The 24,305-nt window shown below is 52.7% G+C and carries 22 protein-coding genes; 13 read left to right on the forward strand and 9 right to left on the reverse strand.

Annotated elements, in window-relative coordinates:
• Positions 1 to 118 precede the first annotated feature (118 nt).
• Together HCG48_RS20745 and HCG48_RS20750 are read right to left on the reverse strand one after the other, a co-directional pair.
• Positions 119 to 361: a hypothetical protein gene (locus HCG48_RS20745; RefSeq protein WP_210437097.1), complete on the reverse strand. Its 243-nt coding sequence runs from the start codon at positions 359 to 361 to the stop codon at positions 119 to 121.
• A 208-nt stretch (positions 362 to 569) separates the two neighbouring features.
• Positions 570 to 1,343, reverse strand: a complete 774-nt coding sequence (locus HCG48_RS20750; protein WP_168570871.1) for an RNA polymerase sigma factor SigF — start codon at positions 1,341 to 1,343, stop codon at positions 570 to 572.
• 556 nt (positions 1,344 to 1,899) lie between these two features.
• Here HCG48_RS20750 and HCG48_RS20755 point away from each other — a divergent pair.
• Together HCG48_RS20755 and HCG48_RS20760 are read left to right on the forward strand one after the other, a co-directional pair.
• Positions 1,900 to 2,217 (forward strand): zinc ribbon domain-containing protein, encoded by a 318-nt coding sequence (locus tag HCG48_RS20755; RefSeq protein WP_210437098.1) that lies wholly within the window; start codon positions 1,900 to 1,902, stop codon positions 2,215 to 2,217.
• Positions 2,218 to 2,384: 167 nt separating this feature from the next.
• Entirely contained in the window at positions 2,385 to 2,942 is a 558-nt protein-coding gene (locus tag HCG48_RS20760; RefSeq protein ID WP_200668727.1) for an Npun_F5560 family protein, read from the forward strand.
• A 327-nt stretch (positions 2,943 to 3,269) separates the two neighbouring features.
• Here HCG48_RS20760 and HCG48_RS20765 read toward each other — a convergent pair whose 3' ends face one another.
• Positions 3,270 to 3,644 carry an STAS domain-containing protein gene (locus HCG48_RS20765; RefSeq protein ID WP_168570872.1) on the reverse strand — a complete coding sequence of 125 codons (375 nt, stop codon included), beginning with the start codon at positions 3,642 to 3,644 and terminating at the stop codon, positions 3,270 to 3,272.
• A 303-nt stretch (positions 3,645 to 3,947) separates the two neighbouring features.
• Here HCG48_RS20765 and HCG48_RS20770 point away from each other — a divergent pair, with 303 nt between their 5' ends.
• Complete coding sequence (locus HCG48_RS20770; protein ID WP_168570873.1) at positions 3,948 to 4,577, forward strand: DedA family protein; 630 nt, start codon at positions 3,948 to 3,950, stop codon at positions 4,575 to 4,577.
• Positions 4,578 to 4,721: 144 nt separating this feature from the next.
• Here HCG48_RS20770 and HCG48_RS20775 read toward each other — a convergent pair whose 3' ends face one another.
• Positions 4,722 to 5,924 carry an argininosuccinate synthase gene (locus HCG48_RS20775; RefSeq protein ID WP_168570874.1) on the reverse strand — a complete coding sequence of 401 codons (1,203 nt, stop codon included), beginning with the start codon at positions 5,922 to 5,924 and terminating at the stop codon, positions 4,722 to 4,724.
• A gap of 271 nt (positions 5,925 to 6,195) precedes the next feature.
• Between HCG48_RS20775 and HCG48_RS20780 the strand changes: the two genes are divergently transcribed.
• Positions 6,196 to 7,158, forward strand: a complete 963-nt coding sequence (locus tag HCG48_RS20780) for a glycosyltransferase family 2 protein (RefSeq protein ID WP_210437099.1) — start codon at positions 6,196 to 6,198, stop codon at positions 7,156 to 7,158.
• A 56-nt stretch (positions 7,159 to 7,214) separates the two neighbouring features.
• Here HCG48_RS20780 and HCG48_RS20785 read toward each other — a convergent pair whose 3' ends face one another.
• Complete coding sequence (locus HCG48_RS20785) at positions 7,215 to 8,441, reverse strand: RNA-guided endonuclease InsQ/TnpB family protein (RefSeq protein ID WP_168570875.1); 1,227 nt, start codon at positions 8,439 to 8,441, stop codon at positions 7,215 to 7,217.
• Between the two features lie 250 nt (positions 8,442 to 8,691).
• On the opposite strand from HCG48_RS20785, the gene rpsB reads away from it, so the two are divergent.
• The 4 genes from rpsB to recG all read left to right on the forward strand — a co-directional run bounded on the left by rpsB (position 8,692) and on the right by recG (position 14,259).
• Positions 8,692 to 9,504, forward strand: coding sequence for a 30S ribosomal protein S2 (rpsB, locus tag HCG48_RS20790; protein ID WP_168570876.1), 813 nt, complete (start codon positions 8,692 to 8,694; stop codon positions 9,502 to 9,504).
• Positions 9,505 to 9,881: 377 nt separating this feature from the next.
• The gene (tsf, locus tag HCG48_RS20795; protein ID WP_168570877.1) at positions 9,882 to 10,544 is read left to right on the forward strand and encodes a translation elongation factor Ts; all 663 of its coding nucleotides are present in this window, start codon (positions 9,882 to 9,884) and stop codon (positions 10,542 to 10,544) included.
• A 181-nt stretch (positions 10,545 to 10,725) separates the two neighbouring features.
• Entirely contained in the window at positions 10,726 to 11,754 is a 1,029-nt protein-coding gene (locus HCG48_RS20800; RefSeq protein ID WP_168570878.1) for a hypothetical protein, read from the forward strand.
• Positions 11,755 to 11,766: 12 nt separating this feature from the next.
• Positions 11,767 to 14,259 (forward strand): ATP-dependent DNA helicase RecG, encoded by a 2,493-nt coding sequence (recG, locus tag HCG48_RS20805; protein ID WP_168570879.1) that lies wholly within the window; start codon positions 11,767 to 11,769, stop codon positions 14,257 to 14,259.
• Here the strand turns inward: recG and HCG48_RS20810 are convergent.
• Complete coding sequence (locus HCG48_RS20810) at positions 14,251 to 14,481, reverse strand: hypothetical protein (RefSeq protein ID WP_168570880.1); 231 nt, start codon at positions 14,479 to 14,481, stop codon at positions 14,251 to 14,253. The two genes, recG and HCG48_RS20810, sit on opposite strands and share 9 nt — an antisense overlap.
• Before the next feature lie 158 nt (positions 14,482 to 14,639).
• On the opposite strand from HCG48_RS20810, the gene mrdA reads away from it, so the two are divergent.
• Both mrdA and msrA read left to right on the forward strand, forming a co-directional pair.
• Positions 14,640 to 16,418, forward strand: coding sequence for a penicillin-binding protein 2 (mrdA, locus tag HCG48_RS20815; protein ID WP_168570881.1), 1,779 nt, complete (start codon positions 14,640 to 14,642; stop codon positions 16,416 to 16,418).
• Positions 16,419 to 16,559: 141 nt separating this feature from the next.
• Entirely contained in the window at positions 16,560 to 17,216 is a 657-nt protein-coding gene (gene msrA / locus HCG48_RS20820) for a peptide-methionine (S)-S-oxide reductase MsrA (protein ID WP_168571993.1), read from the forward strand.
• A 116-nt stretch (positions 17,217 to 17,332) separates the two neighbouring features.
• Here msrA and HCG48_RS20825 read toward each other — a convergent pair whose 3' ends face one another.
• The gene (locus HCG48_RS20825) at positions 17,333 to 17,560 is read right to left on the reverse strand and encodes a hypothetical protein (protein ID WP_168570882.1); all 228 of its coding nucleotides are present in this window, start codon (positions 17,558 to 17,560) and stop codon (positions 17,333 to 17,335) included.
• A 250-nt stretch (positions 17,561 to 17,810) separates the two neighbouring features.
• Positions 17,811 to 20,000 carry a CHASE2 domain-containing protein gene (locus tag HCG48_RS20830; protein WP_168570883.1) on the reverse strand — a complete coding sequence of 730 codons (2,190 nt, stop codon included), beginning with the start codon at positions 19,998 to 20,000 and terminating at the stop codon, positions 17,811 to 17,813.
• Positions 20,001 to 20,245: 245 nt separating this feature from the next.
• On the opposite strand from HCG48_RS20830, the gene HCG48_RS20835 reads away from it, so the two are divergent.
• Both HCG48_RS20835 and HCG48_RS20840 read left to right on the forward strand, forming a co-directional pair.
• Complete coding sequence (locus HCG48_RS20835; protein WP_168570884.1) at positions 20,246 to 21,916, forward strand: glycosyltransferase family 39 protein; 1,671 nt, start codon at positions 20,246 to 20,248, stop codon at positions 21,914 to 21,916.
• A gap of 79 nt (positions 21,917 to 21,995) precedes the next feature.
• A complete protein-coding gene (locus tag HCG48_RS20840) occupies positions 21,996 to 23,207 on the forward strand; it encodes a glycosyltransferase (protein WP_168570885.1) in 1,212 nt (403 codons plus the stop codon).
• A 38-nt stretch (positions 23,208 to 23,245) separates the two neighbouring features.
• Here the strand turns inward: HCG48_RS20840 and HCG48_RS20845 are convergent, their stop codons facing one another.
• Positions 23,246 to 23,854, reverse strand: a complete 609-nt coding sequence (locus HCG48_RS20845; protein WP_168571994.1) for a DUF3318 domain-containing protein — start codon at positions 23,852 to 23,854, stop codon at positions 23,246 to 23,248.
• 174 nt (positions 23,855 to 24,028) lie between these two features.
• Here HCG48_RS20845 and HCG48_RS20850 point away from each other — a divergent pair, with 174 nt between their 5' ends.
• Positions 24,029 to 24,295 (forward strand): hypothetical protein, encoded by a 267-nt coding sequence (locus HCG48_RS20850; RefSeq protein ID WP_168570886.1) that lies wholly within the window; start codon positions 24,029 to 24,031, stop codon positions 24,293 to 24,295.
• Positions 24,296 to 24,305 lie beyond the last annotated feature (10 nt).

A 24,305-nucleotide genomic window follows, 5' to 3' on the forward strand; every position in this document is an offset into this window, starting at 1 on the left:
CGCGAATCACCTCTACAGGGTGTGGGTCAACTCACTCTTAAAGGCGCTGTAAATGCCAGAATCTGTCTTAATCTAAATTGAAATGACTATACTCTTTGAAAGAAGTATTACACTTGGCTCAATTGACCTCGAACTGCTGTTCGAGCATCAGTCTCAACAGCAGGGATTCGAGTGACTGGAGGTTATGAGGATCTTCGGAACTCTTGCAGCGTTGTAGTTTTTGGTGCAGTTCGTGGGGAGAGTAGCGAGCGGCGACAGCTCGAATCTGAGGTTTCATTGCTTCGAGGGTTTCCCCACTCAAATGCGCGGAAAGGTTAAGAAATTCAGTTTCTAAATCGGCGATCGCGTCGTCTAAATCCATAAACATCACCCGTCAAATACGATTAATTAGTTCCTCTTTAAACGTCAGGGGAATCCGGAACTTCACAAATATTTAAAAATTTTTTCAAAACGCCAAAAAGCGCGTGCAGTCTAAAACTGCCGCGCTTTTGTCGGTGAATCAATTTAGGGATCCTTAGAGCCAACTCGGGCGATCGCCCGCTATTTTAAAAGAACTGAAACCCGCTATTTTAAAGGTTTGTCCCCATCATCTGCTTGAGGGCGTCGAGTCCTTTTTTCACCCGGCGGGAAACGGTCACCGCACTGATTCCGAGGCGTTCGGCGGTTTCCTTTTGAGTCAAATCGTAGAGAAACACGAACTCTAACACGTGACGGGTGCGTTCTTCCAAATTGGCTAAAGCCTGTTGCAAGCGGATGCGGTCTTCCTGGGCCAGTTGAAAACTGCGATATCCCGGATCGGGAACCAACTCGCCGAGAGAGGCGGCGCCTTCTTCTTCATCGACCACGGGAGCATCTAAACTCAGAGGCGCGCGGTTGCGACAGGCGAGCTTGATCTCGTGCCATTCGTTTAAAGGAATTCCCAATCCTTCGGCGATTTCCGCATCGGAAGGATGGCGGTTGAGTTCGACTTGCAGCTTTTGAACGACTTTTGCCGCCTGACGTTGGAGGGTCAGCCAGTTGCGCGGAATGCGAACCGAAGGGCTTTTATCGCGCAGGTAGTGCTGGATTTCCCCACGAATGTAAGGAACGGCAAACGAACTGAAGGCATGACCTTTAGACAGGTCGAAGCGTTCGATCGCCCGAATCAGTCCCAAACAGCCGACCTGAAGCAGATCGTCGTAGTTTTCGGGACATTGCTGCATCCAGTGATGCACTTCTTTTCTTACCAAACCGAAGTTGAGCTGTACGAGTTCGTTACGAACCTCGGTTGAAGGAGACTGCTCGTATTGACGCAGCAGCTCTAAACTTTCGCGTTTGACTTCTTTGGAGACTGTTGTCAGCATTTAGACACCCCAGTTGGTAGAATCCCCTAGTCTAGTGTGGTCCAATATCGTCGAACGAGCTGTGATCCTCGGCACAGAGAAAAAACAAAGGCTTTGGCGATCGCCCGAGTGGCTCGCTCGATCGCTCGCTTGCGAACTCGATCCTCCGATGGGGTGGGTTCGCTGGCGCGCGGCAGGCGATCGCCTCCGTACTCAGGCGCTTTGCAGTTGAAATTTGCAGTTGGAATAATGATTTAACAATTTTAGCCCGATTGGGGGACGACAGCGCGCCCCTCCGCCCACATTAGCAATTGAATGCAATTTATATTCAGAAAAATTTATAAAGATTTTTGAGCAATTCCCGGTTATTTTGTCCGCAAAGACAGTCTGTGTGAGGGATTGACCGGGCGATCGCCCGACGGCGATCGATATGAAGCGATGTTAAGAATTCCGCAGATCGGGGAATCCTCGCGGGGGAGGCGATCGGCAAAAAATCCCCCCCGAGTCCGCCAAAGGGATGCCAACTACAGTTGCAAATGGTAAATTAGCTGGATAAAGTCGCCAAATTAAGCGAGGGATGTTGCGAAAAGATTGTGTAGATACTGCCTTCGGACAATTTCTGTCTCTGACGGAATGGGTGTGCTGGAAACGGGGAGTCTACTTTGCTAAAGTCAACCCCAACGGCACCAGTCAAACCTGTCCATCCTGCCTTGCTACGGCGAGCAAAGGGTTGGAAGTCAGAGAGTATCATTGTCCTGAGTGTGGATATCGAACGCATCGTGACCATGCCGCAGCAGAGATGGTTTTGCGTCGTGGACTAGAAAACGTAGTAACCCAGGGACTCTGGGGAACGGAAACCGCCTGTCAAGTCGGTCTGTCGGGGTCTATGACCTAGATAAGTGGCGTGGGGCCCGAAGACCCAATCGTGAGGTTGGGAAGCCCGCGCTGTAATCTTTGATTCAGCGTCGGGAGGATGTCACGGAACGTTCAACACCAAAGCCTTGAATTTGGACGAAAATGATTTTGGGATAGACTTATAGCAAATTGGAGCTGCCAACGATCGTGAGCCAATCTGAAACGCCAACCGTCCAATCCTTGCAAGCAGAAGTCGCTCGCCTGCGCGAAGACTTACAAATGAAAGACCAACTCGTACAGCAACTGTCTCAAGAACTGTTTCGCTTGGTCAAAAGCAACGCCAACCCGATTCTCAACCAGCAGGTGCCCGAAGAATATCTCGAACAAATGCGCCTGCTGCGCGAACAGATGCAAGGGTTTGAAGAACAAGTCGATTTCTACCAAGAACAAATCGCCAATCGCGACGGCGAGATCTACCAACTGCGCCAGTCCGTTCAGGAACTGACCGACCGTTCCCGGATGCTCGAACAAGTCGTCCAAGAACTCCCCGAAATCTATCGGGCCAAATTTGCCGAACGGATGGCCCCGGTCAAAGAAAAAGTCGAAAAACTCCAGCGAGAAAATCGCCAACTCCACGCCGAACTGCAAAGCGTCAGCTACCGTTTGGCGCTCAGAAGTCGGCGACAGTCCGGCAATCTGGAATTGCCGAAATTGTCTGGAGGTCAAGGACCCGATATCAGTTTGCCCTCGATGGGGAACGCTTAAACGGGTTTTCATGGGTTTCCGGGGTAGACGCACGCGGGAGTTGACCGTCGCCGAACCTACCCCTTTTTCTCGTGCGCGCGGTGGATGGGGGTCTTGGTTCGTTGACCGATCGCCCGGAACGATCGCCCGTAGCAAGGACCCGGTTGAGGCTCAGGTGAAGAGAAGAAGCCAACCGGAAGCACGAGGCGTATTCAGAAGCCTATTGAACTGTTCAAATTTTGTGAATCTTATTCGAGATCGTTGGAAGTTCTGACGGGAAGGCGAGCGATCGCGTTCGGCTTACTTGTCCCGTAACGTAGCACCCCGATAGCATGGAGAAAAGTAGATTCAAGCGGCGATTAAATCTCGCTTGGTTTTGAGTAAGATCCCTTCTGCGTGCAGAAAGTCGGCCATCGCTTCGTAGTTGTCGAAAATTTCAAAGACGAGATCGAGTTGACTGATTTCAAAAATGACCCGCACGCTGGCTTTGAGATTGAACAAAACGAGACGAGAACCGCGATCGCGCGCCGTTCTCAGGGTACCGACCAACGCAAACAACCCCGAACTATCGGCAAAGGAGACATCGCCCATGTCGATGGCGAATAAACGGACGCGCTCCGGACGATTTTGTAGCACTTGTTGGTGCAATTGATTTCCCGTCTGAGAGTCCAAGCGCTCGGACAAGTGAAGCACGACGGGTTCAATCGATTTTTGAGACGCCACAGTTACACCTCAAACGGTATGATTAAAGAGAGTGCTATTGCTGCTCGACGCAAACAGCAACTAAATACACACCTCTATAGCATGAAAGGTTTTTAAAAAAACTGGGTTGCCAGTTATCACATCGCCGTTGTGTTTTCGATCGCGGCGATCGCCTAAAACCTTGCGGTAAAACCCCTCGAACTGTCGAGGCGATCGCCCCGGCTTTGCAGATACGGTAAACCGCGCTACCGACAAGATTGACAGGATTGCCTGATTTGCGCCAAGATGTTAAAGAATCGTCAAGCTTTGTAAAGGCTGTGTTGCATGTCGGTTGAGCTTTTTTCGCTAGAAACCCTCAAAGAAATCGCGCATCAATACGGCTACTGGGCAGTTTTTCTAGGGATAACATTAGAGAATGCAGGCATTCCTCTTCCCGGAGAAACCATTACGCTCGTGGGAGGTTTCCTCGCCGGAAGTGGGGAATTAAATTACTGGTTCGTCCTCCTTAGCGCGATCGCCGGAGCCGTTTTAGGAGATAACTTCGGTTATTGGATTGGCAAAACAGGAGGGTGGCCCCTTCTGGTCAGTCTTTCTCGTTTATTTCGTATTTCAGAAGATAAATTACTTTCCGTTAAAGATCGCTTTAGCGAGAATGCAGCTCAAGCCGTATTTTTAGGAAGATTTGTTGCCCTCCTGCGTATTTTTGCAGGCCCGCTAGCGGGAATTTCCCAAATGCCCTATCAGCAATTTTTTCTATGTAACATGGCAGGGGCGAGCTTATGGGCCACTGTTATGGTCAGTTTGTCATTTTTTATTGGCGAACTGATTCCCTTAGATCAGTTGGTAACCAGCGTTGCTAAATTTGCGGTTTTTGCTTTAGTCGTCGTTTTAGCATGGTTCGTGATTCCGCCGTTATTAGAGGCACGCAGTGCCGCAGAAGAACTCGATCCCTAATCGAGGGAGCATCTACAGAATTTTCCCAACCCTTATTTAAGTCAAAAGAAAAAGGCAAAATCTTAAGGTTGAATCGAGTCAATCGAACCGATGAGATTTTGCCTTTTATATCGATCGTATCGAGGGCGATCGCCCAACTTTAACTTAACCGCGCAACTTTTGCGACCAAACCCGCGTGGGGAGACCCCACACGTAAATAAACCCTTCTGCGGCTTTGTGATCGAACTGGTCGTCGGCGCCGTAAGTTGCCAAATCCGGCGTATACAAAGACTGTTCCGACTGACGGCCCACAATCGTCGCATTGCCTTTAAACAACTTGACCCGCACCGTTCCCGAGACTTGCTCCTGAGTCTTGATAATGAAGGCATCCAGAGCATCTTTGAGCGGGTGATACCACAAGCCGTTATAAATCAACTGGCTGTAAGTTTCCTCGATCCCGCGCTTGTAGAGAGTCACGTCTTTCGTCAACGTGAGACTTTCGAGATCGCGGTGGGCGTGAATGAGTAACAACAAGGCTGGTGTTTCGTAAATTTCGCGAGATTTAATCCCCACCAGACGGTTTTCGACCATATCGATGCGCCCGATGCCATGACGGCCCGCCAAGGTGTTGAGTTCGCTCACCAACGCTACCGGATCCAATGCTTTACCGTTGACGGCGGTGGGCAGCCCTTGAGTAAAGGTGATTTCGACATATTCCGGTTCGTCCGGAGTGTCGGCGATCGCCTTTGTCATGACAAAAATTTCTTCCAGAGGTTCGGTCCACGGATCCTCCAACGGCCCGGCTTCAATACTGCGACCGAGCAAGTTGCGATCGATACTGTACGGCGACGACTTCTTGACCGGGGCCGGAATCCCAAAGCGTTCGCCGTATTCGATCGTCTGTTCCCGACTCATCCCCCATTCCCGGGCGGGCGCGAGGACTTTCAAATCCGGATTGAGCGCCGCAATCGACACGTCAAAGCGCACCTGGTCGTTCCCTTTCCCGGTACAGCCGTGGGCGACCGCATCGGCGCCGTATTTATCGGCGGCATCGACTAAAAGTTTAGCAATCAACGGTCTGGCTAAAGCGGTCGAAAGGGGATAGCGATTTTCGTAGAGTGCATTGGCTTGAATCGCTGGAAATGCGTAGTCTTTGACAAAAACTTCGGTTGCATCGGCCACCAGAGATTCACTCGCCCCATATTTGAGGGCTTTTTCTTTAATCGGTCCGAGTTCTTCCCCTTGCCCGAGATCGGCGGCTAAGGTAATGACTTCTTCAACCCCCCATTCGTTTTTGAGGTAAGGAATGCAAACGGTCGTATCGACACCGCCCGAATAGGCTAATACAACTTTGGTAGCGCGACCCATAGTTTCTTGTTCTCCTCAAAGCACCAGTCCTCTATTATCGGGTAATTTTTAACGATTGATGTCAGGAGTTATGCAGATTGTTGAATTTGGCCTCGGTTGCGGCCAAATTTTGCCGGGACGGGAGGGAATCCAACATACTGGGACAATGGGTGAGGGGGCAATCGGTGTGTTTTACCTGGGGGCGTTCGCGAAGGATCTCCCCAGGACAATCGCGAAGGGTCTCCCCAGGACAATCGCTCCTGTCAGTCGTTCACAAATTAGGGATGAAACTGTGTTGGTCAGCGTAATTATTCCAACGTTCGATCGCCGCCCGATTTTAGCAAAATGTCTCGCGGCTTTGGAAGCTCAAACCGTTTCGGAGTCGGGGGTTGCCGATTATGAAGTCATCGTCGTAGACGACGGGTCCACAGACGAGACGATCGCCTATTTAGAAGCGAATCGCGATCGCTATCCTCACGTTCGCTGTTTTTCTCAATCCCATCGCGGTCCGGCTGCCGCCCGGAATTTGGGCTTAGAAAAAGCCACTGGAGAAACGATCGTCTTTATCGATAGCGATTTGGTCGTCACCGAGCATTTTTTGCAAGCCCACCTCGATGCACTCCACGCCGCCTCAGTTCGCTCGGGCAGCGATCGCCTGTTTACTTACGGGCGCGTTATTAATACGAATAACTTTGACAATCCTACCGCAGAACCTTATAAAATTACGGATTTTTCGGCAGCTTATTTTGCCACGGGAAACGTGGCGATCGCCCGTAAATGGTTGGATGCCGTCGGCGGATTCGATCCTCGGTTTCAACAGTACGGCTGGGAAGATTTAGAACTCGGCGTCCGTCTCAAAAAACAATTGGGATTGAAATTAGTTAAATGTCCGCAAGCCGTCGGCTACCACTGGCATCCGCCCTTTTGCCTCGACGATTTGCCTCGGGCGATCGACCGCGAAATCGAACGCGGCAGAATGGGGGTTTTATTCTATCAAAAACATCCCACCTGGGACGTTAAAATGATGATTCAAATGACTTGGTTGCATCGGGTACTGTGGGGAGTGCTGTCTTTGGGAGGACGCTTGAACGAGCGATCGATGGCGGGACTGTTGCAATGGGCGATCGATCGCGGTCACGCTCAAATTGCCTTAGAACTCTCTCGAATTTTTTTAAATTGGTATAACGTCCAAGCAGTTTATGCCGCCTACCATGCCACCTTTGCCCGCCAACGAGCCACCAACAAGCGGAAATGAACCATTGCCAACCCAGCTCATTTCATGAAACCGGAAAGTGAACTACCGCTATTGAATCAAAGATTACAATAGCGGCTTCCGTCTTCACTGGGGACTGCGCTAGATAGAACTGAAGTTCTACCACCTCGTCTTAGATCCCCTCCAAGGGCAGTAGAGCGAGTTCCTAACTCTAATATCCGTAAGCCTTCATTTTTGAGATTAATGGCGGCATTGATATCCCTGTCATGACGAGTTTGGCAATGTTCGCAAGTCCAACTTCTTACATCAAGAGACAAGCTTTTGATTTGATTGAGACATGCATGGCAAGTTTTAGAAGAAGGAAAAAATCGATCGACTTCTAGATACACTTTTCCTTCTGATTCAGCCTTGTACTTTAACATCGTACAAAACATCCCCCAACCGACATCACTAATCGCTTTGGCGAGTTTGTGATTGCGAACCATGCCTATCCCCCCTTTAGTTCCCCCCTTATTAAGGGGGGTTAGGGGGGATTCGACCACAATCACTTGGTTTTCGTTCACTATCTTACGGGATAGCTTGTGGAGAAAATCTTCACGACAGCGACTTATTTTGGTGTGAATCTTGGCAACTTTTACCCGCGATTTATTGCGGTTGTTGCTGCCTTTCCTTTTTCGAGCGTGTTTTTGCTGTTTTCTTTTTAGGTTTCGCGCGTGTTTATCAAAATGCTTGGGATTATTATATTTCGACCCCTCACTGGTAATTGCAAAATCGGTCAGCCCTAAATCAATGCCAATTGCTTTTCCTTCAGTTGAGAGGAGGGGAGGTTCTTTTTTACCCTCTACCAAAACTGAAGCATAATATTTACCATCTGGATTTTTGGAGAGGGTTACAGTTTTGATTTTTCCCTCAAAACTTCGATGCTGACGACAACGCACTAACCCAACTTTAGGCAGTTTGATGTAATTTCCCTCAAACTTAACATTTTGAGGATAACTGATAGATTGCCTTCCCTGCTTGGATTTGAATCGGGGTAATTTTGCCCGTTTCTCAAAGAAGTTTCGATAAGCGGTTGATAAGTTCAACGCCACGACTTGCAAGCATTGGGAATAGACATCTTCTTTAAGCCAAGGGTGTTCCTTTTTGAGGGCAGGTAATAATCCCTGAAGATAACCCCTTGATAAACCTTTTCCGGTCGCTCGATAAGTCTCTTGGCACAAATTTAACGCATAGTTCCAATACCAACGACAGCAACCAAAGCTCTTGGCTAAAGTCGCTTGTTGCTCGGGGGTTGGATAGATGCGGTATTTGTACGCCTTGAACATTATCGCCGATATAGCCAGATGATAAGATTATAACTGATTTGCCGAAGAGTCGCTTTCATCCCACGATTCACCTTCGGTAGAATCGGGGAATTCCCGCTCCCATTGTTAAAACGGTAAACTTGCCATTTCGTGTTACCCTAGGAAAGTTGTCTAATCTCGCACATCCGGGACTTCGGGTGTTTCCGGCGCTGGCGACTGGAAATCCGCTCGGATGGAGGATTAACCCGAACTTCAAGGAGTTACTAACCTTATGGCAGTCGTCTCTTTAGCCCAGCTATTAGAGTCCGGGGTTCACTTCGGCCACCAAACGCGCCGTTGGAATCCGAAAATGTCGCCGTACATCTTCACCGAACGCAACGGCGTCCACATCATCGACCTAGTCCAAACGGCCCAGTTAATCGAAGAAGCTTACGATTACATGCGGACGGCGGCGGAAAAAGGTCAAAAAGTGTTGTTTGTGGGAACCAAGCGGCAAGCGGCGGGGATTATTGCCCAAGAAGCCGCCCGTTGTGGAGCCTACTACGTCAACCAACGCTGGTTGGGAGGAATGCTCACCAACTGGACGACGATCAAAACCCGGGTTGACCGACTCAAAGAATTAGAACGACTGGAAGAAACGGGCGCGATGGACCTGCGTCCGAAGAAAGAGCGCTCGATGTTGCGTCGGGAGTTAGCCAAACTCCAGAAATATTTAGGCGGCATCAAACTGATGCGTAAAGTTCCCGATATCGTGGTCGTAGTCGATTTACGCCGGGAATATAACGCGGTGCAGGAATGTCAAAAGCTCGATATTCCGATCGTGTCCCTGTTGGATACCAACTGCGATCCGGACGTGGCGGATATTCCGATTCCGGCGAACGACGACGCCATTCGTTCGATTAAGTTGATTATCGGCAAACTCGCCGATGCCATCTACGAAGGGCGTCATGGAGAACTGGATTCGTCTGACGGGGATGACGAACCCGACGACGTAGATTATGAAGACTACGACGACGAAGACCAGGACGAGGACCAGGACGAAGAAGACGAAGACGAGGACGAAGACGAAGACAGCGACGATTAAACGCGCCGAACGTCTTTCCTCAAGCGGACGATAAATCGATCTTTGAAAATAGAGTGAGATTTGTTGTGCCGTCTGCGATCGCCCCCTTCAGGAGATCGCCCTACCGCAAGCCATTGACGCGGCTTTCTCCCGGGCGGACTTCCAACCAGACAAGTCTCGCCGATTCGCGAGGGGCCGCAGCTTGTTGGTAAAATAGCCCTCGGTTGGAGATCTCCCCCGTAAGCATCGAGGGATTCAACGAGGGGCAACCCTCGACCACCGCACCCGAATCCTTGAGAATTCGGCATCGGTAACCTTTGACGATGATGGAGACCCAAGACTCGCGCTCCAGATCGTTCAGTCTGGAAAACTGTCAATAGAGTGGGAATACAGGCAAGATGGCGGACATATCTGCAAAAGTTGTCAAAGAACTACGCGAAAAGACTGGCGCCGGAATGATGGACTGCAAAAAGGCGCTCAAAGAAAACGGCGGCGACATGGCCAAGGCGATGGAGTGGTTGCGCCAGAAAGGCATCGCCTCGGCAGATAAAAAAGCGGGTCGGGTAGCAGCCGAAGGACTCGTAGACAGCTACATCCACACGGGAGGTCGCATTGGCGTTCTCGTCGAGGTCAACTGCGAAACCGACTTCGTAGCTCGTCGTGAAGAATTCCAAAGCCTCGTTCGCAATATTGCCATGCAAATTGCGGCTTGTCCCAACGTCGAATACGTCAGCGTCGAGGACATTCCAGCCGAATTCACCGAAAACGAGAAAAAAATCGAAATGGGTCGCGAAGACCTCGCCAACAAACCCGAAAATATTCGGGAAAAAATTGTGGTCGGTCGGATCGAAAAGCGCCTCAAAGAGCTGTCTTTGTTAGATCAACCCTATATCAAAGACCAAAACATCACCGTTGCCGAGCTGATCAAACAAACGATCGCCCAACTCGGTGAAAACATTAAAATCCGCCGTTTCGTTCGTTTTGTCTTAGGCGAAGGCATCGAAAAAGAAGAAAGCAACTTTGCCGATGAAGTCGCCGCTCAAACAGGTGGCAAAGCTTAGACGCGACGAAGGCGCGAGTAACTCTCTAACGGAATCCACGCCGAACGGAGAGTAAAGCACGGGTCGGCAACAAGACAGGTCAACTTCAAAAATCTGGCCTGTCTTTTGCTGTCTCAGGCGCTAAGCTGAACAAGAGACCCGATCGCCCTTCGCGCAACATTGATACAAGTGTGGAACGTTTATGGTCAGACCTCTCGATCGCATCGAGCGAGATATTGAAAAATTAGAGAGTTCTTCGCAAGAGATCGCCGAGGAATTACAGCAAACCTACGAAGGGTATTTAAAAGTTCTCGGAGAAGCCGTGCGGGGACAGGCGATCGTGGCGACCTATCACATCTGCACCCACGGCAATCCCGAAGCCTTTCTCGAATTAACCCTCGATCGCCGCCAACAACTGCAAGGCAAAATCCGAACCATTGCCTCCGAAGCGCGCAGTCGGCTCGCCGTGGTTCCCGACCTCCTGCTCGCCACGCGCTTGCTCTCCCAATTGCCCGATCCGAGCGAACTGCTCGAAGCGTTGAGTAACGCGAAATCTCTCGAAGATCTCGAAGCCGAGTGGCCCGATGCCGCAGGGGCGGACACTTTCGACGTAGAGGAAGCCGAGGAGCCAGAAAGCGCCCTAAGTCCCGAAGAAGAACTAGAACGGGCCGAGGAAGAACGGGTCGAGCAAGAACGGGCCGAGGAAGAACGGGCCGAGGGAGAACGGGTCGAGGAAACCCCAAACTATCAATTCGAGCAACCGGAGAGCGTCGCCCGATGGCAAGAACATCTCGAAGGGGCGATCGCGCAACAATTGCAGGACGGCTCGCGCCAAATCAATCGAGCCTTACAGGAATTTGGGATCTTGCCGCCCAAATTACCGCCGATGCTGCTCGAAGCCGCCGCCAAAGTTCCCGGGAGCGACAGTGGGGTAGGAGTTCCCAACCTTTTAAACCTGACCGTCGAAGCGGAAACCCCCGAAGAAATGCAGCAGTTGCGAGGGAAGAAGCGCAAGCGTTCCCAACCTTTGCAAATCGTGGCCGTTCAACTGAGACTGTCCGAAATCGAATTAGGCGACGCCCAAGTGATGGCGGCGCGACATCAAATTCGCCATCTCCTCCATCGCCTCAACACCCTCAAACGAGAGTATCGCACCCGCGATCGCGAGCGGGCCGTCGCCCGAGCCGAGGCAGCATGGCGGGCGAGTTGGTTCGACGAGGGAGCCGATTAGGAGGTCGATGCCGTGGCTGTAGAACTGCCGGATTGGGGAAGACTGCAAAAAGCACTGTCCATCGAAGCCACGCGCGGCTTTGTCAACCTGATGGGCAAAGAATATCGCTTTAGCGAGTTCCTCCACGCCAGTTTGAGCGAACCGCCCCAGGACAAGCTGATGGGGGCAGAAATTCGGCGCTGGCAGGGCTTGGCAGCCCAGTTCGGACGCTACGGCGAGCTGAGCCGGGAAAGTCGAGAGCAATTGGTGGAAGAAACCCGTAAATTTCTGCTCGATATGGAACGGATCTGCACGCGATCGCCTTCGGCAGCCGTGACCTCTCCGGGGCCGAGGGGGGCCCCCGCTCCGGCGGCGAGTCGTTCCGTCGCCCCTCGTCGTGCGCCGCGTGGTGCGATCGCGCCCGATCGCGGCTTGACCCAAGTCCCGGGAATCGGAGCGAAGACGGGAGATCGCCTCGCGAAATTGGGACTCTACACCGTCGCCGACTTACTGTATTACTATCCGCGCGACCATATCGACTACGCCCGCCAGGTGAATATCGCCGAACTCGAACCCGGGGAAACGGTGACGGCGATCGGTACGGTCAAACGCTGCAACTGCTTTTCGAGCCCGCGCAATAGCAAACTGACGATTTTTGAATTAGTGCTCAAAGATGCGACGGGACAGATCAAAATCAGTCGCTTTTTTCCCGGCTACCGATCGCGATCGCGCGGCTGGCAAGAAATGCAAAAACGCGCCTTTCCCCTCGGGGCCGTCGTCGCCGCCTCCGGACGGGTGAAAAAAAATAAATACGGCATTACCTTAGACAACCCGCAACTCGAAGTGCTCGACGGGGAAGGCGGGGCGATCGAATCGCTCAACGTGGGGCGAGTCGTCCCCGTGTATCCGCTCACCGAAGGGGTGGGAGCCGATGTAGTTCGCAAAGCCGTCAACGCCGTCCTGCCCGCGATCGCCCACCTGAACGATCCCTTACCGGGAGGGCTGCGTAAAAAATACGGCTTGATGGAATTGGGGGAGGCGATCGCCAATATCCACTTTCCGCGCGATCGCGACATCCTCGATGCCGCCCGCCAGCGCCTGGTCTTCGACGAATTCTTTTACCTCCAACTCGGGCTGCTGCACCGCCGTCAGAGCGCCAAAACCAATCAAAAAAGCGTCGTTCTGCCCCGTCAGGGCCAACTGATCGAAAAATTTTACTCTCTGCTTCCCTTCCGCCTCACCGGGGCTCAGGAGCGCGTTATCGGCGAAATCCTCAACGATTTAGAAAAGCCCGAACCGATGAACCGCCTGGTTCAAGGGGATGTCGGTTCCGGTAAAACCGTGGTCGCCGTCGTCGCCATCTTGGCGGCGATTCAAGCGGGATATCAGGCGGCGTTGATGGCCCCGACGGAAGTTTTAGCCGAACAGCATTATCAAAAGTTAGTCAACTGGCTCAACTTGCTCCATCTCCCAGTCGAACTGCTCACGGGTTCGACCAAAACCAGCAAACGCCGCCAGATTCACGCCCAACTGGAAACGGGAGAATTGCCCGTGTTGGTGGGAACTCACGCTTTGATTCAAGAAAAAGTGACCTTTCATCGCTTGGGGCTGATCGCGATCGACGAACAACACCGCTTCGGGGTCGGTCAACGGGCGAAACTGCGTCAGAAAGGGGTGGACGGCGTGCCCCACGTGTTGAGCATGACCGCCACGCCGATTCCGCGCACCTTGGCGCTGACTTTACACGGGGATTTAGATGTGAGTCAGATCGACGAGTTGCCCCCCGGTCGGCAGGCGATTCAAACGACGGTGTTGGGGTCGAAAGACCGCCCGGACGCCTACGAGTTAATTCGTCGGGAATTGGCCCAAGGGCGTCAGGCTTACGTGGTGTTGCCGTTGGTGGAAGAATCGGAAAAGTTGGATTTGAAATCGGCGATCGAAGAATACGAGCGCTTGCAGGAATCTGTGTTTCCTTACTTTCAGGTGGGATTGCTGCACGGACGGCTGACTTCGGCGCAAAAAGAAGAGGCGATCGGGTTATTTCGGGAAGGTCGCACCCAGATTTTAGTCTCTACCACGGTGGTCGAAGTCGGGGTGGACGTTCCCAACGCCACGGTGATGTTGATTGAAAATGCCGAACGCTTTGGATTGTCGCAGTTGCACCAGTTGCGCGGTCGGGTCGGACGGGGGGCCGATCGCTCCTACTGTTTGTTGATGACCCATCCGAAAGCAACGGCAGAAGCTCGTCAGCGTTTGAACGTGATGGCGCAGTCGCAAGATGGGTTTTTAATTGCGGAAATGGACATGCAGTTGCGCGGACCGGGGGAAGTGTTGGGAACCCGTCAGTCCGGGTTACCGGATTTTGCCTTGGCGAGTTTGACCCAAGACCAAGAAGTGCTGGTTTTGGCGCGGGATGCGGCGGGACGGGCGATCGCCAAAGACCCGACCTTAGAACGCTGGCCGTTATTAAAAGTGAAGTTAGAACAAACGTTAAAACGGTTGATGGAAGGGGCGATTTTAACTTGAATTGTCGGGAAAAGTAGCCGCTTTCAGGGAAGGGATCGCTCTGACTCGCGCTGCGATCGCGTTTGGAGACAAGCGGCGGCGATCGCGGTGCCTTGCTAAAATTACTAACAGCACTGACTCGAAAAACTGAAACCTTTTCAAGATTGCTCCCGGCGCGATCGCGGCAATCTCTAACTTTTTTTCGGGAAAAATACCAAGAGCGGCTAAAATTTTAAAGTTCACGAATTGTATCGGACAGCTTTGTAATAACATCTCCTCCTCAAGTGACCCCGCGATCGCCCAGGTTGATTCTGGAAAGTGAGGATCGAGCCAACGAGAGCGGCTCGAACTCGGCCAGATTTGCCACACTCATTGTTCAAATTTAGGGATTGCGCCATTCTATGACTTTAACGCCATTTTCCTCTGTCTCTTCTCGCTCGGTTAATCGCAACGTCGGGAAAAGTTCACAAGCTTTAGTCGTGATGGGAATCGTCACCCTGATGATGTTGATCGGAATTGGTTCGCGCTTGGCCTACTTGCAGTTGTATCAAACCGAACAGAGCCGACAAGAGGCCGAAAATAACCGAGTGCGGCTGTTACCCAAACAACCGGGACGGGGCAATATTTTCGATCGCAACGGCAAACTGCTCGCCAGTTCGCGCCTCTCGCGGGCGGTCTTTCTCTGGCCCTTAGAACAAGAACCCCACGAGTGGCCCGCCACCCTCAAACGACTCTCAAAGCTACTCAACATTCCCGAAGCCGAATTAAAAGAGCGCCTCGAAAAAGTCGGTTACGAATCTCCCCTCCCGGTGCGGGTTGCCCGAGGATTGGGCGCCGAACACGCCACCGCCTTAGAAGAATACGCCGTGGAACTCAAAGGGGTGAAAGTCGATGTCGAAGCGATTCGCTACTATCCCCACAATAAAAGCGCCGCTCACATCCTCGGTTACACCGGAGAAACCAACGATCGCGACCTGACCACCCTCAAGGAACGGGGATACCGACTCGGGGATATTATCGGTCAAATGGGCGTCGAAGCCGCCTTTGAAAAGAAATTGCGCGGGGAATGGGGCGGTCAAGAAGTCGAAGTCGATAGCACGGGTCAAATTCTGCGAACCCTCGGCGAAAAAGCGGCCAAAGCCGGACAAGACGTTCACCTGACCATCGATTTAGAGTTGCAGAAAGCCGCAGAAAAAGCCCTCGGCAATTACAAAGGGGCCGTGGTGGCGATGGATCCCAACAATGGTGCAGTGTTTGCGATGGCGAGCTATCCGGCGTTCGATCCGAACGTGTTTTCCGGACGCATCAGCGATCGCAGTTGGGCCGAATTGCAAGGAGAAGGCCATCCCTTCGTCAATCGGGCGATTCAGGGATTTCCCCCGGCGAGTACGTTTAAAATTGTGACGACGGCGGCGGCGATCGAATCCGGGAAATACTCTCCCTATACGGTTTTACCGACCTATCCTTACGTGCAGGCAGGCGGGATTAAGTTTTGGGACTGGAACCGCGCCGGGTTCGGGCCGTTGGGTTTTGTCGGCGCTTTGGCGTGGAGTAGCGACACGTTTTTCTATCAAATTGCCATGGGGATTGGCGGCGAAATCCTGATCGATTGGACTCGCCGCTTTGGTTTCGGCTCGAAAACAGGCATCGAATTAGCCTCGGAAGAAGCGGCGGGGTTGGTGGCGGACGATCGCTGGAAACGCGAAGAAATTGGCGAAGAATGGCTCTTGGGCGATACGATTAACATGTCCATCGGTCAGGGCTTTTTGTTGGCCAGTCCCCTGCAAGTGGCGATCATGACCGCCGTTCCCGCTAATGGCGGCTACAAGGTCAAACCCCACTTACTCAAAGACGACGAAGAGAGTAAGAGTTGGCGCGAGTCGCTGGAGTTGCAACCGGAAACGGTAGAAATTTTACGCACCGGATTGCGCGACGTGGTGATCGCCGGGACGGGAGGCGCCCTCAACGTGACGACCTTGCCCCCCAATGCCGGAAAAACGGGAACTGCAGAAGATCCGCCGCGCCTGTCTCATGCCTGGTATGGCGGTTACGCGCCGTTTGACAAGCCGGAAATTGTCGTTGTGGTCTTTGGCGAAAATACCGGAGGCGGCGGCGGTTCCTTCGCCGCACCGATCGCCCGCGAAGTCATGGAAGCTTATTTTAAGAATAAGAAAAAATAAGCAAAAATCAGCACGAATAAGCACCGCTAACGGCTCGTTTTCCCGGGAAGTTTCGGTCGTCCCCACTGCGACAGCGCGATCGCCCCTTCATAATGGTTAAGGAATATGAAGTTAGCGATCGCCTTCGTGGCGCCAATGATTATGGGATTATTTGGATTTGGTAAAAAGCTCACCCTACCGAAACCCGGAGAAGCTTTGAGCGGGCGATCGGAAAAAATGCCCGTTCCCGACCGTCATTTTGTCAACGGCAATCCCCTCGAACCGCCGTTCCCAGAAGGCTTACAATTGGCCTTATTCGGTCTCGGCTGCTTTTGGGGCGCCGAACGCAAATTTTGGCAATTAGACGGCGTATACAGCACGTCAGTGGGCTATGCTGCCGGATTGACCCCCAACCCTACCTACCAAGAGGTCTGTAGCGGGATGACCGGACATAATGAAGTGGTTCGCGTCGTTTTCGACCCCAACGTCGTCAGTTACGAAACCTTGCTTAAAGTCTTCTGGGAAAGTCACGATCCGACCCAAGGAATGCGTCAGGGAAACGACGTGGGAACTCAATATCGCTCCGGAATTTACACCTATTCCGACGAACAGAAAACACTGGCCCAAGCCTCGCGCAATGCTTACCAAACTGCGCTTTCGGCTGCCGGATACGGTGAGATTACCACGGAAATTATCGACGCCCCGGACTTTTATTACGCCGAAGCTTATCACCAGCAATATTTGGCGAAAAACCCGAATGGCTATTGTGGTTTAGGGGGGACTCGCGTGGAATTTCCCGAGATGAGTGCGGCGACTTAATCGCTTAAATGGACATGAAAAAGGCGATCGCTACTAATGGCGATCGCCCGATATTTTAAACCGACAGCACGGACGGACTCGAAACTTTGGCAAAAATTAAATTCAGATCGAAAAAATTATAAAAGCGGCCAATCTTGGGGTCGTTCTTCACTCCATCTCGCCCCCCCGGGTTTGGTTCCTCTAGGCGATTCTTCGTCGATTTCTGGATAATATCCTTTCGCTAAAGTTACGCCAGTTTCAACCTCCACATTTCCTCGGGCGATCGCCCCTGCTACCATCCCTAAATTTAAGACAAGTCCGAGGGAAAAGGCAATGTAGACCGTAGTTTTTAGTTGACTCAGCATAACACCCAAATGGCTCAAGTAAATCGTCACGGAAGCGATCGCGCTCGTCGTTGCTTCTGACGTTTGACATGAGCGCTTTACTCCAATGGTTTCTCGCTTTCCGGAAAAAAAGCAGATTTCTTGAGGAGTTAATTGGGTGTTTTTTGAGCAAGAAAATTGGTATTATTTTATCTGTGAAATGCTGAAATACTTCTCAAGACTTTATATGACTTTTTAAGCCAGAAACTATTTTAGTTATGTACCGCTATTCTTAAACATCAAATTGTAAAGAATAAAAACAATAGCAATTTTTGCCCGACTGCTTGGCACGATACATCGCCATATCGGCAGTTTTGACCAACTCATCCACCACTTCTCCGTGAAACGGATATAAACTAATCCCGATACTCACTCCAACCTGAATATCGCAATTTTCGATCGCGAAGCTCTCGCCAACCGCCGCAATTATTTTAGTCGCCACTTGAGCGACATTTTTGGGATGGTGAATTGCGGGGATAATCACCGTAAATTCATCGCCTCCCAGACGAGAAACCGTATCTTGAGTCCGCAAACAACCTTTTAACCGGGCGGCAACCCCTTGCAGGAGGCGATCGCCGATATCGTGACCGTGACCGTCGTTAACTTGTTTAAACCCATCTAAATCGAGAAACATTAAAGCCACGATCTGATTGTGCATCGCCGCCAGATCCAAAGCCTGAGAAAGACAATCGTAAAAGCGCTTGCGATTGGGCAGTCCAGTAAGCGGATCGCAATAAACCGACTGTTTTAACTCTTCATTAAACACCGCGAGTCGGTCGGCGGTTAATTTCAACTCATCTTCGCGGCGTTTGCGTTCGGTAATTTCGCGAATAATGCCGACGAGTAAATAATTGCCGCCGGGGTCTCGATGCAGGGAACGTTTCGTAGAAATCCAGTGAACGATATTGCAAGAATCGGTCAAAGTTTCTTCGGTTTCGTAAGCATTGCCCGTGAGAAAAACCCGCTCGTCTTGCTGCCAAAATTGCTCGGCTTCGTGGAAGGGAAGAAAATCCCGATCGCGGCGATCGATTAATTGTTCTAACGGATAACCGATTAATTCGGCAAAAGCTGGATTTAAAATAATCCAGCGATGCTGTCGGTCTTTGACAAAGATGGGGTCGGGAATACTTAAGAGGATTTTATCTAAAAAGTCCTTTGTTTTTTTCAGTTCGATTTCGCGGTGGAGGCGATAGCCGATCGTCAAACAAGTGGAACTCAACCAACTCAGAGTGAGGGGAAATAAAGGCAACCACCAACTATAAAGAAAAGCGAGATAACAAATCAGTGCGATCGCGGCTTGAACGACGCCAAAATAGCGCAAGGATCTCCCGAAAGAGCGATGGCGGGAAGCTAAAGTCGTCCCCAACCCCGCGATCGCCCAAATGGCGAGTCCTTCGACCCAATTGGGCAAGATCGAGAGCGTCGGCGATCGCCCGTCGAGGGCCGCAGCGAGCAGTTGAGCGATAAAATTGGCTTGCAGTTCGACCCCGTAAACCTCCGCCGGATAACGGTGTAAAGGGGAACCGTTGTGGGGAAGTTGAAACAAGTCTTTGATACTGCGCGCCGTAAATCCGATCGCCACGACGCGATTGCTTATCCAGTCGGCGGGAACGCGATCTTCGAGTACGTCGGAGAGGGAAACGATGGTAAAACGGTCTGGGGGATAAAAGTTAGCTAAAACTTGATATCCGCCGCGATCGTCCGCGCGATAAATGCGATTGTCCGGGATAAAAGGGTGCAACACGGTGCGTCCCCATCGAATCGCCTTCGGATCCGACGGGTGACGCTTAGCTTCGATTCCTTCACCGTGTAAGTAGATCTGGGCTAAATAAATGGCAAAACTTTCGTGAGTTTTGCCATGATTGCGCCAAAAGAGCAGATTGCGGCGGACTTTACCGTCCGGATCGACTAAAACATTATTAAAGCCGACGCGATCGCCCAAGCCGTTCGGGGGATCCACCGAGGAGTTTTCGCCATCCGGCAAACTTTCGACGCCGATTAAATTAGGTATATTTTCAAAAGCGCGTTGTAATTGCTCCGAACCGGGTTCGACAGGGAGATCGCGAAACAAATTCAAGCCGATAGCGCGCGGCGATCGCCCTTGCAGTTTCCACAACGCCTCGGCTAAAACGCGATCGGGAATGGGCCATCGGGCGATCGCGCGTAAATCTTCTTCGTCAATCCCGACGACGAGAATGCGCGGGTCTTTCGCCGTCGTCGGTCGCAGTTGAAACCCCAGATCCAACGTCGCCAGTTCTCCCCCTTGCAACGCGCCCCCCCAGCGCAACAAGACGATCGATCCGGCAATAAAACTGGCGCCAATCCAGCTTCTACGCTGTCGGGTCATCCACGGTTGAATCGAACTCAAGCGGAATCGAAATTGAGGCAAAATAGACAGCCGAGTCATTTCCCTGATGGTCATTGAAGCCGCCCGATCGCAGAGGGGAGCCACAGCAACGCCAATTCTCCCCTAAGAATGTTGATGGCGTCCCCCTCTACTATAGGCTCCGTAACGGGTCGTATCGACCCTGAGACGGCACGGTGCATCTATACAGCCCCCGTTTCCTGGGGGATTCCACGGGGGCATCCTGGAATCATTGAGGGCAAATAATAGGATGTCCCGACGATCGCGCCCCACCCCCGACCGATTTGCTATCTTCATCTGTTATGAATCAGCATTTTCTCACTTTCAAATGGCCAAAGCCGTTTTCGATCGAGTTTTGGGCCTGTTTGGGCATCGCGATCGCGGTGTTGGTCCGCATCGTCCATCTCGATACCCGCGAATTTTGGTATGACGAAGTCTTATCAGTCCTGCTCTCCTCCGGTCAAAAAATTGCCTTCGTCAAACCGCCAGACGTTCCGGTTCCCCTCGCCGACTATACCCAACTGCTCTCGATTCCGGCAGAAAATAGCCTCGACGACACCCTCAAGACCGTCGCCGACCTGCTGCGCGGGATTGTCGGCGGCGAACCCCATCCCCCGTTGTTTTATCTGAGTCAGCATCTGTGGTTGCGTTGGTTCGGGAATGGGGTCGCTGCGGTTCGCAGTTTAAATGCCTTATTCGGGATCGGGGCGATCGCCGCCGCTTACGGATTCGGTCGTCGTTTGCTCGGTCACCGTCCCGGCTTGCTATTTGCGGCCCTGTTAGGACTCAACCCCTTTTATCTCAATCACTCCCTCAACGTCCGCATGTACGCCCCCTTGGTCTTCTGGGGACTTCTGAGCGCCTGGGCCTTGCTCGAAATAATCGGCTGCACTGCCCCGGAAACGGAGAAAACCCCGCGCCGCTTTCAATGGGGGTGGCACCTGGTCTTAATCGGCTCCGTATGCGCCGGATGTATGACCTTTTATCTGTTTGCCTATTGGGTTCTGGCCCTGGCGGCCCTGTGTCTGTATCTCGATCGCCGACAGTGGTGGCAACACGGGATCCGCTTGGGGGCGGGGGTTTTGCTAACTGCGCCTTGGATGTGGTGGGGGATTCCCCAACAGTTGAGAAATGCGGATTTCGGGCGCTTCGACGCGCCGCCGGGATGGTGGGCCGCGACGGTCCGTCACGCCCAGGACGTGGCGGTTTGTCTGGGGTCGCAATTGGTTCTCGGCGATTGGACCACCAGCGTTCCCTTGGGGGCGACGGTGGCGGCGGGAATCGCGGCGATCGCCGTCGTCGGCGTGGCCCTGGTGCAGTTATGGCAATGGGAACGCGGCGATCGCCGTCGATTCGGGGTTATCTTGCTGTTGAGTGTCTTCATCCTCTTCGTAGGGTTGAGTGCGGATGCGATCGGCGGCAAGTTCACCCTCGGCTTTGGTTGGGGGCGATCGACGATCTACATGTTGCCCGGATTTTTATTGCTCTTCGCCTTGTGGCTGGAACGACTCGGCCCCCGGTGGCGCAGCGCGATCGCCACGGTTATACTCGCGGTGTATCTACTCTTGAGCGTGGGGGATTATGCCGCGCGATCGCGCCGTTCCTTTCAGCAAATCGCCGATCTGACAGTGACCGGAACCGACGCCACCACCGCGATCGCCCTCAATTCTCGGGCGTGGGGTCACGTGATGCGTCTGGCGTACTACATTCCCCCCAGCGAGTCGGTGCTGTTGCTCGCCCGGGATGCTGCCGACCTCCCGGAGGCGTTGGCCCGGGCGATCGAAGCGGACCCGTCTCGCTTCGATCGCGTCTTGTGGCTCGACAGTGCCGCCCCGGTGTGGTCGCCCCCGAGTACCCCGGAACAAAATGCCCAAATCGCCGCCACCCTCAGCCGTCATTACGGCTTACAAACCCGCCAAACCGTTACTGGAACGATGGAGATGGATAACTTCACCCTGTCGCTGTACGATTGAGCCGTTGCCGCCGTGTCCTGCGTCCTGTCTCCCTTAAGCAACCTGACGGGGCTTATAGACCAATTGTGAGATACTCAGCATGAATGAATCTTCCCCTACTCCCCTCGTTCCCGTCCCCATGGGAGCCGCGATCGTTCCCCCTCTGCCTAAAGCAACCGAAGGCGTTCGCCCCTTGCGCCTGTCCCTGATCCTGCCGACTTATACGGAAAGTGAGAACATCGAGGCGATCGTCGGCAAACTCACCGCACTGCTCGATCCGACCCTTCCGAATGCCTACGAACTGATCGTCGTCGATGACGACAGCCCCGATAAAACCTGGGAAGTCGCCCTCGCCTTGAGCGATCGCTATCCCCAACTGCGCGTCATGCGTCGCCAAAGCGAACGGGGACTGTCTACGGCGGTGATTCGCGGTTGGCAAGTCGCTCGCGGCGAAGTCCTCGGGGTCATCGATGCCGATTTACAGCACCCGCCAGAGGTCCTGTTGAAAATGATCGCCGAGATCGAAGAGGGAGCCGATTTAGTCGTCGCCAGTCGTCATATTGAAGGCGGCGGCGTCAGCGATTGGAGCTTTATCCGGCGCTTTTTATCCCGTGGCGCTCAAGTGTTGGGCTTAATTTTGCTGCCCGGAGTGGTCGGTCGCGTTTCCGATCCGATGAGCGGTTATTTTATGGTGCGCCGCAGCGCGATCGCCCATCGGGAAATGAACCCGATCGGCTATAAAATCCTGATCGAAGTCCTCGGTCGCGGCGAGATCGGCGACGTGGCGGAAGTCGGTTATGTGTTTCAAGAACGGTCTGTTGGAGAAAGTAAAGTCACCTGGCGGCAGTATGTGGATTATATCGGTCATTTAATCCGCTTGCGGACTTCCCGTTGGCCGATCGTGCGTTTTTTTTGCTTTTGCGCCGTCGGTTTTAGTGGGGTATTTGTCGATATGGCAGTTTTATATTTATTGAGCGATCCGAGTACCTTGGGATGGGGACTGACCCGCAGTAAGGCGATCGCCGCCGAAATTGCCATTATTAATAATTTTTTGTGGAACGATGCTTGGACTTTCGCCGATATGTCCCAAAAACAAAAAGGTTGGCGCAAGCGTTTCAAACGGCTGTTGAAATTTAATAGCGTTTGCTTGCTCGGTTTGGTCTTGAATATTTTGTTATTAAATCTGTTATTTAATCAGTTCGGACTCAACCGTTACCTGGCCAATCTGATCGCGATCGCCGCCGTGACGTTATGGAATTTTTGGTTGAATCTCAAGTTGAGTTGGCGGGTCACGGAAGTCGAGCCGGAATAAGGGCGAACCCGTGGCGACAGTCCGGCCCGGGTTTCAGCTTATTCTTGAATGCCGTCTCGCGGCAAGCCGACCGCAGACAGTCCGGCGATCGCGCGCAGGTTTTGAGTGCGAATCAGTTCGTCAAAGCTCAACTGGGGACGACCTTCGATCCGGGCGACCGCTTCGATCGCCTCGGCCAGGTAACGAGCCGCCTCGCGTCGGCTGTACCCCCGTCTGGCGGCGACGTTCAACGCTCCCTCGTCGGCCTCGATTTCCCGTTGGGAGCGCTTTTGCAACCGCCAAATTTGGGCGATCGCCACCCCGGTCAGTCCTCCCGCCGTCACGGCGCCGATCGCGTCGGCTTGAGCGAGTTCGACCACGGTGGCGATCGTGCCGCCGAGGACCAATCCCTGATAGAGATCCGGCTTAAACCAGCGCACCTCCAACAGCCAAGTGACCGTCCGCAACAACAGCAAATCCCGTTGGGGCTGACTCAAACGGAACCATAAATCGAAATTGAGATAAATCGGTCGTTCGCGGGCCCACGGCATCGGAAACGAAATCTGGATGACCGTAGCTTGCTGGGGACGGCTGATGAGTTTCGTCTTCATCCGACCGCTCGCGCTCATTAAATCGAACAAGCGGATGATTTCGGTCTGGGGGTCGATCATGCTAGAAACAGTGGGGTGATGGGCTGTTTGCCGCGCGCCACCCACGGACGGGCAACGGCGAACTGTTCTACAATTTTTCTACAATACGACAACAGCAGGGCGATCGCCCTGCTGGGATTTGAGATCTACAAGCTATACCCCCGTTCACTTCTTCTCAGGTGAAATTGAAATATGGATGCGTTCGAGCCAATCCCGCCAGAATGGACCGCGAAAGCCATTCACGCCCATCAATTCTGCTGTCCGACTTGTCAGGCGAGCTCGATGGAAGCCAAACGGGTTTGGATTAACCGCCGATCGCCCGTCTATGGGGAAGATCGCAGCCGCAAATGGCAGGAATTCTACGAATGCGAATGTTCCACAGTATGGTGGGCCTGGAGCAGCGATCGCCCGCCCTCTCCGTGGGGCGATCGCGAACGAGGACTAGATGATTTGTTCTAAGGGAGCGATG

It is taken from the genome of Oxynema aestuarii AP17, assembly GCF_012295525.1.
In the GTDB taxonomy this organism is placed as follows: domain Bacteria; phylum Cyanobacteriota; class Cyanobacteriia; order Cyanobacteriales; family Laspinemataceae; genus Oxynema; species Oxynema aestuarii.